Raw genomic sequence first — 14760 nt, forward strand, 5'->3', positions numbered from 1 at the left:
AACAGTCCGCCAACTAGCCCGATCGGTGTTACTCCAGTTGGCCGTCGTTCTCTGCGAGGGTCTGCGCCTCCATCGCTATAGAGTCGCTACAGGTGATCCCCTCGGGGGCAACCTGACCGAGTTCGAGCAGCGACGGGATGATCCGCTCTCGGTAGGCATCGAGATCGAGCCGGATGTTCTCCTCCCACCGGGACGGGAAGCTGTTGTTCGGCTTGTGGGCGTATTCCGTGAGCCGCTTGCCGTCGCCGAAGCGGGCTCCGACAATCGCGCCGGTTACAGCACCGACAGTGTCGGCGTCGTCACCACGGTTCACGGCCTCGATGAGGGCGTCTCCGGGATGTTCCGCGTTGAGTCCGATGTATAGAGCCGTCTCGAGCGTGTCAAGCACGTAGCCGCCGTTGCTCAGTTCCTCCGGATCCGCATTGGGGAGGTTCTCGAGGAGCTCGACCAGTTCGTCCGGGGCATCCGACGAGAGTTCGTCGAGTGCGACCCCGAGCGGGTCGCTACGTCCGCGGATGATGCTCGCAAGGACGAGGTTGAGAGCGGCACAACCGTGGGTACACCGCGGATCTGCGTGGGTGATCTCTGAGGATTGCCGGCTCACCTCTTGGAGCGTGTCGAGGTCGTCAGGGTAGGCGATCGCGAGCGGGGCACACCGCATGATACTCCCGTTACCTGCTGAACGGTACTCGCCACGTTCTTCAACCGTTTGGTGGCCTGCCTCCCGCGGGTCGACGCCCATCCGGAGCTTGTCGATAGAACTCAACGTCGTACTACCGATATCGAACGGCATGGATTCGAACCACGCAACGATCTGGTCTGCGTAATCGTCCATATCGAAGCCGTTGTTCCGAAGCAGGCTGGCAACGAGATACAGAGCGAGATTCGTGTCGTCAGTGATCGTCCCCGCCGGTTGGTGGTGAGAGCCATCGCCAAGGAAGTCGGTTACGCGGCCGTACTTCTGTTGGATCTGATCCTCCGACATGAACTCGACCGGACGCCCCAGAGCGTCTCCGTACGCCTGTCCGATGATGATGCCTTTCGCTCGGTCGAGAGGCGTGATCAACTCACGAGTGGTGGGCTCTCGTCCGATCGTCCCTTCCGTGGATGCCTCAAGGCCCCACGTCGCTCGGATCTGATCTGCTTGGACGGACATCTTCCCGCTGGATTTGTGTTTCTGAAGTGGCGTTCTGAGTTCGGCATCTGCCACTTCCTGGTACGCTCTCACCAGCTCGAAGTCTGAGTGGAACGGGTGGAGTTCCTCGAAGTGGCCACTCGTAGGCTTCGGCCGATTTACCGCAGAGTAGTTGACAGAGGGATAATTCCCGCCGGGGTTAACGTCGGAGTCCCGGTGTGGCGGGGTAGTAATATCCATGCTTTTGATTCGTCGCATGTACTGTCTTAGGCTGGTAATCGCATTTATACCTTTGTCCCGGAGTTCAACAACCATCACCCACAACGGGTGCTACAAAACAAAACTTCTGTAGAATCCCCTTAGAGGATTTCAGAGCCGTCGTCTCCACCGTCGTGTTCCTCGGAGCCGCCGACTTCACCAACATCCGCTTCCGACTCGTTGAGGACCTCGTTCACACTGTGTTCAGTGATTCCGGGGCTGGGGACAGCATCTTCGTTCTCGTGGACGTACTCGCCCCAGTTGTGAAGTCGCTCTGCGCCTTCTTGCGTCTCCAGCCCGGTCGTCTCGTCGGCCGCCATGTTCCGAACCGTGAAATCAACCAAGTCGTGATCGTCCTCTGACGCCTCTTCCGGGTTCTCCATGGTCTCTTTCAACCGCTCGCCCGCGTTGGAGTCATCGTAGCCTTCCTCACTCGTGAATCGGATGTCCTCCATCGGAATCGACTCTTTGCCTTGGACGAGGATCTCGCCTTCGTCTTGATTGTTAAACTCGGTAAAGTCGTGTTCTGTGGGCTCGTAACCGAGGCCGTCGACGGCGAGGACGTCCTCTTCGCTTGCGTCTGCTCGCGTAACGACAGGCGAATTTTCCATCGACGAAAAGCCCTGTGCGACCCCTTCTTTGGTCGAATAGGCCATCGACTGTTGGTGTTCTGGGACCTCGACTTCGTCTGCTTCCGGGTGGTCGATCAGGCGTGCGGCGATGTCGTTACCTCTGTAGCCCATCCCGCGGTGGACATGGGCCTCTCCATCTTCATCTGCTAGGTTCTCCTCGACGAACTTGTTTGACGCCTCCATGAAGTCGCGGTGGACTTCCACTTCACCCTCAGTAGGCTCGTAGTCGACGTCGTCGTCTCGGACCGGGTGATCGGTTCCGAGGGCTTCATTCCCGACGATCTCCTGTTTGGTCACGTCTTCACTATTGAACTTCGAAGACCGCTTTCGCATCTGGAAGCGGGTGTAGAGGTTTTCAACGTCTTCGTCACCGTGTTCGGCTTTTAGACTCTCGAAAAGCTCCTCTCGTTCGCCCACCTCAAGCATATACTCCTCACCTTCTTCGGCCTGTTTGGTTGAGAGATTCTCGTAGTCCACATCGGCGTCGATGCCGTGTTCTGTTTCCAGTTCCGGGCTGTGGGTTTCTGTGTGGTTGTTCCCCAAGCTGTCATGGGACGGTTCGTCGACGCTGGTGTGCCCGTGGCCGTCCGTGCTGACGATGTCTTCACCAGCGACGGCCTCAATATTGCTCCGGATCACTTCGGTCCGGTTGTGCTCACTGCCGGAGACCTCGTCTTCGAGTTCTTCGACTGGCCCGAGGACATCATCAACCCCGCCGCTTTCATCGAGCTCGGTCGCAGTCTCGATCGCGCTGTCGGTAATCTCTTTTTCGTACTCCCATTTGTCGGTGTGGAAGTCGTCGTTGACTTCTCCGATGTGGGTTCCCGTGTCCGCGCCGGCTGCGGCGTTGATCTCCATCTCTGCGCTATCGGAGACGTCGCCGATATCGTCAGCAGTCCGATCGAAGTCCATCACGTGGAGGCCGCCCTCTTCATCGACGTGGACGTTGTCGGGGCTGGTGTCGAAGTTTCCTGCCAGCAATTGCGAGCCCATCAGGTCATCGAACTCCTCTCTGTCGACGTTCTCTAGGGCGCTATCTGGGGCGTCCTCGACGGCCCACGTTTCCGTTTCTGCGCCGCCAACCTCCTGCTGGATGACTTCGTTCTCCCCCGCGTTGTACGCAACGTTGGGTGTTTCGTGGCCCATCTCCTGCGTGTACTGATGGCCGATCAGGGACTGCGTTTTCAGCTGTTCAGCCTTCTCTTCACCGTTCGCTTCTCCGAGTGCGTCGTAATCAGTGATGTAGAGATCCTCTCCCGAGTCTTTGAGAGTCTCTTTCCGCATCGCACCAGCATCCACACTGAGGCCTTCGCCGAGCCCTTCGTCTTCTTCACCAGATTCGTCGACGTGATCCCTCCAGTTGTGAGCGTCGTGGCTCCATTCGTCGCTATCTGAGACGCCAACGATCGGTTCTCCCTCCGCCTCCGGGGATTCAGAACCTCCCGACGACGCGGACTCATTACCCTCTGCCTCGAAGTGCCCGAAGTCCCCCCCAGCGGTGGGGGTGGGGGCAGCCTCGCTCGAATGAATTTCGCTACCACCCCCGTGTTCAAAAGGGTCGGAGTCACCTCCTTCCTCTTCCGTTTCTGAACCACCACCTTCCTCCGTGAGTTCCTCAGAGGAACTACTTTCAGTTCCTTCACTCGTCTGGCTACCTTCACTAACGAATACGTTTTCATCTTCAACTATCTCTGACCCGTCGGATTCAGTTTCGGAGCTGAAGTCGAACGGGGTGTTGACGTGTTCAGTGGCCATCGACTGACCTTCTGAAGAGTGAGACTCGTGGTCGGTTTCTGGTTCGCTTGAGTTCTCGGTAGCGGCGTGTTCCGCGGCCGCATCGCTCTCGTGACCCGAGGGCTCACTGTGTGAGTTGTTTGGCTCACTGCCGCCGTCATCGTTGGAGGAGCCATTGTCGGGCGACGAGTGGTTGATCTCTTCTGTGGTGTGAAGCTTTGAGGTGGATTCGTTATGCGGGACTAATTGCATGTACTCGTCGTCGGGATCGACTTCTTCCCCCTGTTCGTAGTCTCGGCCCATTGCTGGGGTTTCTCCCGCCCCGCCGTGCTTTTCGGAGTTGATGCTCGTATCGCCCATGGCGTTCTTCGTTGCCCACTGCCGGGTCGCGAAGCCATTGTCGGAGTCGAAGTTAACGACTTCTCCGCTTTGTGGGTCGCGCTCTTCTCCGTCGATCTCGGGCATATCGTCAGAACCCATGGCGTGTTCATCACTGAAGCGAACGTAGCCAACTTCAGCGCCGTCCTCCACCGGAGAGCCACTTTCGTCTGCTTCGGTGAAGATTCCTCGCTTGGCGATCTTATCGTGTCCTGCGGGTGTGGTGTCGCTGAAGGTCCAATCACCCTCCATAGCAACGGATCCGGGGAGGTCGCTTTCGGTATCTGCCTTCATCACTTCGTGGCCGGACTTCTGCTCTGTGCGACTCCACCCGCCAGATCCCGAACTTGAGTCGGAGGAGGGTGAGCTTCCGCCAGATGGTGAGGAGACTCCACCGAATGAGGAGTCAGATGAACCGCCACTGGAACCACCCGATGTTGCGGCACTCGTGGTCGTAGAGCTGCCGGCAGAAGTGCTCACATCCCAATCTGCTTCGCTTGAGTCGGTGGAACGTTCGGATTCGGATCCCGGCTCGGTGGTAGTCGTGGTGTCGGTCTCGCCCGAACCTTCGGTTCCTGAACCTCCCGACGTGGAAGTCTCTGTGGTTGTTTCACTACCACCCCGCGTGTCGGCGTCGTAGATCCCATATCCTTCGGAAGTGGTACTATCACCCTTTGAGCCCGCTTCTCCGGATCCGCCGATTCTGAGTGAGTTGTAGTTGTGGGCTCCCTCGTATCCGGTGTGGGTATCCTCACTGAAGCCGTAGCGTTGTTCGGTCACTCCTTCAAGGTCAACCTGATCGCCGACGGCTTCTGAGAGGCTTTCGTTCGCTTCTTCGCTACCAGCGTGAACAGGCGTTCGTGCTCCGTTCTCTGCTTGCGCGTAGTAGTTCCCCTCGTTGTTGGGGTCCTCTTGGAGCGTGACGTCGGATACTTTCGTCTTATCGCCCTCCATGCTGCTGTCGCCGATCATCTCGTCTACGCGGACCTCGTTTTCATCGAAGGTCCGAGAGTGCTCGTCTGCCATCATCTGGAAGTTTCCGTTGCTGTCCTCTGAGGTAGTTAGGTTCCCAAGACGGGCAGTATCTCCGTGCGAGAAGCGCATGTCGGCTTCCTCGCTAACTGCGAGGTCTCCGAGTTGGTCGCCACTCTCGGGATCGTGGACAGAGAACTCCTGTGCGTGACCTTCTGAGGTGGGGTTCGGGGAAGACTGAAGCTGGACATCGTCGGAGAGGTCGAACCGTTCTCCGGATTCTGCGACCGTTTCAGCGTTTTCGGTGACATCGCCCGCATTGATGTTCGCGGGTGGGTGTCGTCCCGGTGCCTCCGAACCTTGGCCCGGCTCCGGAGCTTGCGGAGCAGCCCCGCCACCGGAACCGCTGCCACCTGAACCGCCACCTGAACCACCACCACCGAATCCTCCACCAGCCATTAGATACGGTGACTGAGCGCCGATCGTCCCTTTTATGCCCTCTTTGAAGAAGGCATCAGCAACATCGCCACCGTGCTTGTTGATGTTGTTCCGGGTTTTCTGAAGACGCTCTGCATGGTGAGACATCTTCTCGTCGAGCTCGTCGGCGTGCTCGTGGTGGGCCTGTGCTTGTTCGTACTGGTCATTCCGTTCTCCGCGGAGTCGACCCCGGTTCGAGCCCACAGAGGAAACTTGGAGCTCGCCGTCTTCGTCCAAGTATCCGAACTTCCCATCTTCGGTGAGTTCGGACATTCCTTGGCCTTCTTGCGGTGTCGTGCCTAAGCTTTCGCCAGCTTGGTCGATGTCGATCGCACCGTGTTCACCCTGACTCCAGTCGACGGAGTCGTTGAACTGATCGAGTTGTGCGCCTCGTTTGTCCCCTTTCTGTTGCTTGTAATCGCCGTAGAGCCGCTCCAAGTTCGCAGGCGAGCCCTTGCTTGCCGCTTTGGAAGAGACGCTGCTGACGGCGTTCGAGATGCGGGACTTGTTTCGGTCCTTGAAGTCTTTCGCACGAGAGACACCACCTTCGATGTAGCCTTTGGGTTCAGACGCTTCGGAGGAACCGGCAACGCCAGTGACCTCGTCGGAAGGGCCGCCGGCTTCAGCTCCGGTCCCGCCGGGCATGTCTCCGGCGACGCCACCCTGAGACTCCGTACTGGAGCTTTTGATGGTCTCTCCAGATTGGCTCGACATCACGTCGTTGAGGCCACTCCCAGAGCCCGCTGCCCCTCCCGTTCCTGAGCCAGTAGTGCTGCTTCCACCGGAACCGCCACCACCGCCACTGGCACCACCCCCACCACCGCCCATGCCGCTTGCTTGCTCAGCGGCGCTTGACCCGCTCTGTGCCGCTTCTCCCGCAGCACCACCGAGCTTTCCGGAGACTGCGCCGAGAGCAGCGCCGCCTGCCATAGCCATCCCAGTCATCGCCTGTCCGGCACCGATGGGTTCGCCCGCCCAGGAGACGATCTTCCAGACGGATGCGATCATTATGAATGGGAAGCACAGGATGAGCGTCATGTACGTCCACAGACCGGCGATGGTGTTGTCTGCCGCCACGGGGTCAGACGCAATTGTGACCATTGAGAGCATGATAATCGCGATGATAGGGCCGGACAGGAGGGTGTACGTGCCCATCCGGAACCATTTGTTTGCGAATTCATTGACTGACTCGAGAAGCCCCCAGTCCGCATACCAGAAGACGATGAGGAGGGGTGAGGCGATGTAGACGATGTAGATGAGGAAGATTCTCATCTGAAGGAGTGTGAGAACGATCGCGAGGGCGATGAAAACCGCGATAACCACCTTCACTAGAATTGCGGCTGAAGCCGCGATGACGATTCCCCCAGCAGTTAGAACACCGATGCTAAGCATTCCGCCACTGACCGGATTTAACATACCAGTTATTTGCCCGGCATCAGGGAGAATTGCGAGAGTGAGTGCGTTGGAAACATCGACGCCGAATCCGATGATCGGTCGGCTGACAGCCATTAGGGCGACAACGCCGACGATTCGGAGCCCCTGTCTCCAGAGGCTGGTCTTCTGCTCATCTGCAAACGGCATTGAGAGGAGACCCAAGATGATCATGATTGGGAAGAGAGCGAGAGAGATCTCAAACATGCTCATCCATGCTTCATCGGCATTTCCGTACGGGGTCGGGTCGATGATGATGAAGTCGGTTAAGTCAAAATCGAGGAGTGCATCTAAGACCCCTCTGCCCGCGTCCATGAGGAATTCTGGAGCAAATGAAAAGAACCGATCGATGAGTCCCTCTGCGATGAGGAAGGTGCTATACCAGAGAAAACTTCCGAGGATTGTTGGATTCATGGATATGGATGTGTATCTGGGGTGGGGGGTGAGCTTCGTTAAATTCTACTTCTTAACCGGGGGTAATCAGTATGTCGGTGAGTTAACCCCCCGATGGAGACTACAAGACGAGGAGTGCGATGAGGGCAATAATGATGATGACCAGTGGGACCATCTTGATTGCCCAGCTGCCAAACTCGGTGTCCGCGAAGGCCTCGATCTTCGCGGGTAGCGGGCTCGTTTGGCCGCCTTCCTGTTCGCTCTCGTGCTCGTCTACCGTTTGAGAGATGCCCCCCTCCTCGTCGTCGCTTGAACCGCCTCGGTTGGGGAGAATGCGATCAAGGAGCGTATCTTCCGATTCGGCATCGTCATCGATCTGATCTCGTGCGTCCGGAGACTCGCTCTGTGTCAATGGGTCGGTGTCCGAACTTTCGACGGGGGGCTCTCGGTTGGGTTCGTCCTCGACGGTCCCTTCCTCGAAGGGGTCTCCCGGTGGGGTCGTGGGTGCCGAATTCTCGACAGCCGACTCGGGCCGGGTGGATGCCTCGGAGTCACGGTGGGGCGCGGATGGTGTGTCGTCGGTGGGCTGTTCATCTTCGAATTCGCTTGGGACCTCGGGGTTGCCCGCCGGCTTGCTAACCCGGAAGGGGTCGCGCACTTCCTGATTTTCTGGTTCCGGGGCAGTTTCTGTTTGGCCTTTCTCGAATGTCTCGTGGTCGTATTCGGTGGTGTCCACGGCGGGGCCGGTCGGTGGGGAACCGTCGAACCCGTCTGCCGGTCCGGACTCTTGCTCGGGGGAAACCTCTGTGGGGACGGACGAGCCGAAGTTGCTCTCGTCGTGGTTTTTGCCAGAGGGGCCGACTTCGTGGCCTTGCTGTCTCGCGTACTCTTCGATGTCGAGCGTTTCTTCGATCATGTGGCGCTCGAAGTCCTCGGTCCAGATCTCGAGACGCCGCCGCCCGTGTTCTGAAGTCGACAGGAGACACTCTGAGAAGCCAGAGTTCTTCCCCCTCGCTGCTTGTCGGAGGAATCGAGCCTCCTCGCTGCTGAAGTCGAAGTAGTCGATCAGCCTGTCCGAGACGTTCTCTTGGTAGAACAGCTGCTTAATGTCGCAGTTGTCGTAGATTTCGCGTTTCTGGTCGTTCTCTAGGAACTCGTCCGGCGTCTGTGAGATCAACGTCAGGCCCGCATCGAAGTGACGCGAGTGGCGGATGAAGAGGTTGAGTAGGTTCCGAGCGCCGGGGCGGTCTAACAAGTAGTGAACCTCCTCGAACGTGATGTCGATCCGGTGGGGGCTTCTGCGAGCCTCCTGGTAGGCCCAGTCCAGCATCGTGTGCATGATCAGCGGCATCTCACCCGTGTCTGCGAACGCCTCCATGTCGAAACAGACGGTGCGGTCGTCGAGCTTGATGTTCGTATGGCCGTTGAGGTTGTTGTTGACTGAGCCTTCTTTGAACGACTCAAACTTTGGGACGAGGTTCTGAGCGAGCTTGATGTGCTGGTCGGACGGGTCCATGACGATCTCCTTCGTCCGGGTCGGACAGTCCGCTAGCGTCCCCGCACCGTCGGCCATCGCTTGGTTGACGGGCGAGGTCTCGGAATTGAGGCCACCCTGGGCGACGACCCGTACACCCTCGATCACATCGTCGAGGATGGGTGACTCGTGGTGGAACGTCTCGGGGTCTGCGGTGGTCCCCTTCTTGGCGTATGCGTAGTGGATACACTGAGAGATGACGCCCTCTTCGCCAGCGTCCATCCCCCCACGTTCTGCTTGGTCGAAGTAGGTCTTCAGAATCTCGATGACGCTCCGGACCTTCTTCGTGTAGAGGTCGGTTGCCTCTTCGTTGTTGGTCGGCGGTTCGATCTGGAGTGGGTTGATGCGGTCTTCGCCGCCGAACTTGATGACGGTTCCGTCAATCTTCTCGGTGAAGTCCACGAAGTCGTCTCCGAGCGGGTCGAAGATGATCGTCCTGATGTCGGGATCGTTGAGCTGGCGGCGGTACATGGCCATCTTGACGGAGAAGGTCTTCCCACCGCCAATCTTCCCGGTAACAACCTTTGAGTACCCACTGAGGTCGAATCGGTCGACGATGACGGGCCGCTTGTTGTCGTCGAATCCGAAGTGGACGCCCTCTGGCTGGATAACGGGCGGCTCAACGAAATTGAAGAACGTCGCGAGTGCCTCGAGTTGAACCGTATTGTTGTTGCGGATGGGGTCTGTTCCGACAGGAGCAATCGCTTGCTGGCTCTCGATCTGCCGGCCCTCGACGGGTGCCAGGTCCATGCCCTGTTCGGACACTTTTCGCTGGACACTCCGGCTGGCTTCCTCAAGCTCGTCGAGAGTGTTGGCGTGGACCTCCATGTAGAACGAGAAGTTGAACAGCTTGGTTGTCCCCTCGATCACGTTGCGGAGGAGACGCTCCAGTTCCTTTCGCTCGTGTTCCTCTTCGTAGACGTCGGTCCGACCCCGGCGCTGCTTCCACTGAATCGCACTTTTCATCTGCGTTAGCCGCTGTTGAAGCCGTCCCTTCACAGATGAGGTGTCTCGAGGCTTGATGTGCATCGAGAGTCGGACGTCGTGTTCTGAAAGCGTAACTGGGATCAACCATCCGGGGGTCACAAGACGCGGGAGGCTGGTCGTGGTAAGGATCTGATAAAAGTCTCCGTCACGGGTGTGCCATTTCGTTTCCCGCTCCATGTTGTTCGGGGCGACGATGGAACGATCGACACGACCGCGCTCTTCCCCTGTTTCGAACGCAGAGAAGAGCTCGATGTCGTCGTCGACAGTATCGAGGTAGTAGGCGGCCTCCTCGATGTCTGCTCGCTTCGTTTCCCGCCCGATCGCTTCGAGGTATTCGATCGCGTCTTGAAGTTGCTCACCGTCTAGACTGTCGATATCGAGTCGACCGCCTTCATCGGTGTCTGTGTCTCTTCCGATGAGGTCGTTGAAGTTGTCCTTGATGTTGTCTTTGATAGCCATAGTGTGGATGTGGATGATAGTGTAGCCGCTGTTCTTACGGCGAGACGTGGATAGTGACCAGTCGTTTTCGTCCAGATGACATTAGTCTGCTGGTCGTGGGGGGTTGGTTGGATCGTCTGCTTCAGGCGTTGTCCGGGCGGTGTCTTGGGTGGTCTCGGTGCCGGAAGGCGTACTGTCTGCGTCGGTCGGGCCTTTCGTCAGCCAGCCATGGTCTAGCGAAGCCGGCGGGTCTCGTCCCTTGTAGTAGTAGTAGAGCACTTCTAGCGCATCGTCTCGATTGTCGATGGCGTTGGTATCAACACCCGTTCGAGGGAGAGCCGACTTCACGTTGTCTGCTCGCGACCAGAGTTCATCGTATCGCTTCTCCTGGTCAACCTTCGCGCCCTTGGGTCGGAAACGGTCGAGGAAGGAACCCGCACCCGCCTCTTCGTGCTGTTCGTACTTCTGAGCAGTCACAGTGATGAAGTGGCGGCGATCTCTGATCTCCCCCATTTCGATCGTCTTTTCCAACCACTGAACGTGGTGGATTCGACCGAATTCGAGATACTTGCTCTCGTTGGGGGGCTTATTCTCGTTCGTCTTCTTGACGTTCTCGGCGTATTCCTCTGCGTTGAACGGGACGGGGAGGGTGAAAATTTGAATTGGTGATTTCACCCCCATGAGGAATTGTGAGAAGGAGTGATACACCGCCTTTCGGGACTGACTATCCAAGATCAACCACGGCCGGGGTTCAATCTCGATCATCAGCGCGTACGCTTCATCCGTTTCGATGACGCCGTCGTCATGAACCGCTTCAAAGTCGAGGTTCTCGATTGTGTTTTCGTCTCCAAACATGGCGTTGGTTTCGTAGTCCTCTTCGGGTGGCTTCTCCGTCTGCGTGTTTTCTGGCCCATCCTGAATCTCAATGGGATCAGTTTGTGTCTGGATCGGCTTCCACATGAATCGATCAGGCCCGAGATAGTACCGGACCATACCGAACAGGAACGCAGCTGGGCTCTGGCCCTCTGGTGTTCGGACGTAGACAGCCGTCCCGATTGCGCCCCCCACAAGCACGGCCGGACCGAAGATGATTGCGGGGAAGTTGAGAACGGTCAGAATGAGGCCAGGAGCCATCGGAACGAGGTATGACTGTAGAAGTCGCTGTAATGAAAAGCCAAAGAGCTTCGTTTTGAGCAACTTCTCAGCGACAGGGACTGGCTCCATCTTCGTCTATGTCAACCCAGACCGCTATAATATATCTTTGGGCGTTGTCCTGTTTATTTGATAAGGTGTCTGTGCGGACATACCTCTCGATCAGGGTTGCGAAAAATATGAAACGGGGTTAGGGCGTTTCGTCCCTATCAGACGTCGCCGATGAACGCTGCTAACTGGAGCAGGATGTCCATCGCGAGTGCAAGACCGAACAGGATGAAGCCGCCAACCATGGCGGTGTAGCCTGCCTGCGACCACGAGGAGTTCTTACTGCCGAGTGCCCACAGCGTGATGCCGTGGAGCAGGATGATCGGACCGAGTAGGTACGCGATGTTCCGGAGCAGCTCGTGGATCCGCCCGAGTAAGCCGATGATCTCGAGTTCGGTGACGGATGTTTGGATGATTGTACTGGGGCTGCCGGTGGCTGCTGCTTCACCGACCAGCAAGGTTGTTACTAACGCGAAGGCAGCACTCCACTTCAGCGTGGCCCGCGTATTGGATTTCGTTGAGGTCGTCATTTTGGCTCGTTGTTGGTTTGGCTCGTGCGACAAGGGTTTGAGAACCCGTTGAGTCGCTATTCTAAACCAGGGGATATGATTGTTTCCCCCGGTAGTGGTTATTCTCCCTGTTCGCCGATCCCTTCGACAGTCGCTCCAATCCGCACGTGGGCGAGCTGGGCTTCTGCTGCGACGTCGTCGCGGTTGTCGGATGCCACAAGTTCAACGTGGACGTACTCTCCCTCAAGCGGGAAGGTGACCATGTGGTCGTTGGTCACGACCTCACCGTTGAACGAGAGGGCGACTTCTTCAACAGCGACGGCGTGTTCGTGGTTCTGGACGAACGTGTCGATGTTGTCTCCCTCTTCTCTGACGTAGTTCGTGTCAGGGTCGAGCATGTCGCCCGATTCGAGGTTGCCGTCCTCAGTGACGTACACGCGCATGTTCAGCGTCGTCTCGTGGACCGGTCCAACGAGACCAGATTGGCCGCTGGCGATGCCCCTCACGTCGACGAAGCCCGTGTCCAAGGCGTTCCCCAACGAGATGTGTTCGTCATGTCTGACTGCTCCTGCGTCATTTGGTGTCCCACTGAAGTCGAGGTTGAAGGTATCACCAACAGAGACCGGGCGAGCTTCACCGCTCGATCGCTGGTAGTCGAACTCCCAGCCGTTCATCGTCCCGTCCTGGAACTCAGTGCTGTAGTACGTCGGCGGCTCCGCCTCGAGTGCGGGGTTCGCAAGGGGCGCACGGTCGATGTCCCCAGTGAAAACCCAGGACGCGAGGTTGAACGTTGGGACCACCCCGATTATGACAATCCCGGCGATGATCGCCCCGAACAAGAGTGATTGGGCGAGCTCCTGTCCGCGAACGCTCTTCGTGTAGGTGAACACCATGAACCCGACGACGAGTGCGATCATGATGATGATCAGCAGGTGGGTTGTCGAGATGTCGAGTGCGCTGATAAGTACGCCGACGGTTCGGTCGTACCCCTGATCAGCGTCGAGGACGACAGGCCCCTCGGCAGACAGCGGGTCGCCCTCGGTTGTTTCCTGAAGCGTCACGAGCTTGAGGTCGACGATCTCGAAGGCTGTGTCTGACGAGAGAGTGTAGTCGAATTCGTGAGTCTGTGGGGAAAACTCAACAGTCATCTCTGACCGGGAGTTTCCGGAGATACTCCCAGAGCCGACCTCCTGGCCAAATTGGTTGATCGAGGCGTCAACGGGTTGGTCGCCGGTCTCGATCGTCGCAATCACGTAGACGTTGCGGACGCCATCCTCAGTGATGGCCGATTCGGAGAACGTTTTGGTGATGTCGCCCGTTGCGGAGAGGGTCTTCTCCCCCTGTGAGCTCCAGAAGCCGGTCTCGTAGGCAGGCCCGCTGTAGCCACTGATTGAATCGAATTCACTCGCATCGATGGTGTCGGGCTGCCCCTCGTAGTTGGGGTAGTTCCAGTTCTCATTAACTGCGTGGAGCGCAGCACTCGACTGCCAGTTGTCCCGTCCGGAATCCCAAGTCCATTCGATATCCCCTGTTTCGCCGTCAATCTTGTAGAATTGCTCAGAGCTGTCACCGGTCATGACCTTTTGGTTCGCTGTGACAGTGAGTGGGTCAGCGTATGATCGCGGAGCGCCACCAGTATCGGTTGCCCACTCTTCGGAGAACGTTTGGCTGAACTTGTGGACCTCGTTGTTGGTGCTGTGTGAATAGATGTATCCACGCGGCCCAATGTGCATTGTCTGGTGGGTGCCCCCAGAGGAGTCCTCGAAGGTTTCGACGAGTTCCCCGTCAGCATTGATCTCCTTGAAGGTCTCGTCACCAGCGTCATAGAAGAACACGTTCCCACTCGCTGGCTCGACAGCACCAGCTGTGGCGGTTCCATCGACATCACTCGTCGGGTCGCTCTGTTCGATATGCCAGAGGCTCTCACCGTCAGAGATGTTGATCATTCCTACGCCAGCCGCACCCCCATAGAACAGCTTATCGCCGTCGGGGTGGATTTTGGTAAATCGAGGATTGTAATTAAATTCAACATCGACCAGTTGATCAGGCTCGCCGGTTGTCTCGTTCACTTCGGTTTCCCAGACCTCAAAGCGGTTCGATCGGTCGACTCCGACAAGTTTCCCATCCGAGGTTGCTCTGAGGTGGTTAGCACTAGAATCTATCGTCCAGATCTCATCACCGGTTGAAGATTGGACGAGCTTTAGGTCCGAGGCATCTCTGTCGATGTAAGCGAGTTTTGAACCCTCATCGATTAGCGCCATGCCATCGGCTTCCATGTTTGACTTCCTGCTGCGCCTATTCTGCCACATCTGTTCACCATCCGGGGACAACCGGTTGATTTCCAGATAACCTCTCTTGTCATTCCGGTACCGATCATACCCCCTGTCCCAGGAACCGATGTAGTACGCTTCCTCCATCTCCTCTAAAGCGTAGTCATCGGGATTAATGTGCGAGAGGTTCTCGAATTCCTCTTCGTAGTATGTTTCTTCGGACAATATCTGTCCACTGACCATGCCAAAACCGACTCCAGCCACGGCCAGCGCAGCGATAGCTACGACTAGAACGGTAAGGGTTCGCTTCTGATTGCTCATATGTACTATGTACGTGGAGACATCGAAAGGGGCTGATTTATACCTTTTCCTCAATATGCCGATCCGGTTCAAAATAAAGACACACAACGGT

The 14760-nt window shown here is 57.4% G+C and carries 6 protein-coding genes; all 6 read right to left on the minus strand.

From position 1 onward, the window contains the following. Window positions 1–28 precede the first annotated feature (28 nt). The 6 genes from BN903_RS01840 to BN903_RS01870 all read right to left on the minus strand — a co-directional run bounded on the left by BN903_RS01840 (window position 29) and on the right by BN903_RS01870 (window position 14591). Complete coding sequence (locus tag BN903_RS01840) at window positions 29–1393, minus strand: ADP-ribosylglycohydrolase family protein (protein WP_228840987.1); 1365 nt, start codon at window positions 1391–1393, stop codon at window positions 29–31. A 101-nt stretch (window positions 1394–1494) separates the two neighbouring features. After that, a complete protein-coding gene (locus BN903_RS16305; RefSeq protein ID WP_154017999.1) occupies window positions 1495–7431 on the minus strand; it encodes a hypothetical protein in 5937 nt (1978 codons plus the stop codon). A 100-nt stretch (window positions 7432–7531) separates the two neighbouring features. Continuing rightward, the gene (locus BN903_RS01855) at window positions 7532–10390 is read right to left on the minus strand and encodes a hypothetical protein (protein ID WP_052334893.1); all 2859 of its coding nucleotides are present in this window, start codon (window positions 10388–10390) and stop codon (window positions 7532–7534) included. Window positions 10391–10471: 81 nt separating this feature from the next. Continuing rightward, window positions 10472–11593 carry a hypothetical protein gene (locus BN903_RS01860; RefSeq protein ID WP_048076080.1) on the minus strand — a complete coding sequence of 374 codons (1122 nt, stop codon included), beginning with the start codon at window positions 11591–11593 and terminating at the stop codon, window positions 10472–10474. A gap of 137 nt (window positions 11594–11730) precedes the next feature. Continuing rightward, on the minus strand, window positions 11731–12099 hold the full coding sequence (locus BN903_RS01865) for a hypothetical protein (RefSeq protein ID WP_048076081.1): 369 nt from the start codon (window positions 12097–12099) through the stop codon (window positions 11731–11733). 98 nt (window positions 12100–12197) lie between these two features. Continuing rightward, complete coding sequence (locus BN903_RS01870; protein ID WP_228840988.1) at window positions 12198–14591, minus strand: PQQ-binding-like beta-propeller repeat protein; 2394 nt, start codon at window positions 14589–14591, stop codon at window positions 12198–12200. Window positions 14592–14760: the final 169 nt, after the last annotated feature.

The organism is Halorubrum sp. AJ67, assembly GCF_000513435.1.

Excerpts from the sequence above, each read along its gene's own strand:
- BN903_RS01860 (WP_048076080.1), bottom strand. The coding sequence starts at position 11,593 with ATGGAGCCAGTCCCTGTCGCTGAGAAGTTGCTCAAAACGAAGCTCTTT.
- BN903_RS01855 (WP_052334893.1), bottom strand. The coding sequence starts at position 10,390 with ATGGCTATCAAAGACAACATCAAGGACAACTTCAACGACCTCATCGGA.
- BN903_RS01870 (WP_228840988.1), bottom strand. The coding sequence starts at position 14,591 with ATGGTCAGTGGACAGATATTGTCCGAAGAAACATACTACGAAGAGGAA.
- BN903_RS01865 (WP_048076081.1), bottom strand. The coding sequence starts at position 12,099 with ATGACGACCTCAACGAAATCCAATACGCGGGCCACGCTGAAGTGGAGT.
- BN903_RS01840 (WP_228840987.1), bottom strand. The coding sequence starts at position 1,393 with ATGCGACGAATCAAAAGCATGGATATTACTACCCCGCCACACCGGGAC.
- BN903_RS16305 (WP_154017999.1), bottom strand. The coding sequence starts at position 7,431 with ATGAATCCAACAATCCTCGGAAGTTTTCTCTGGTATAGCACCTTCCTC.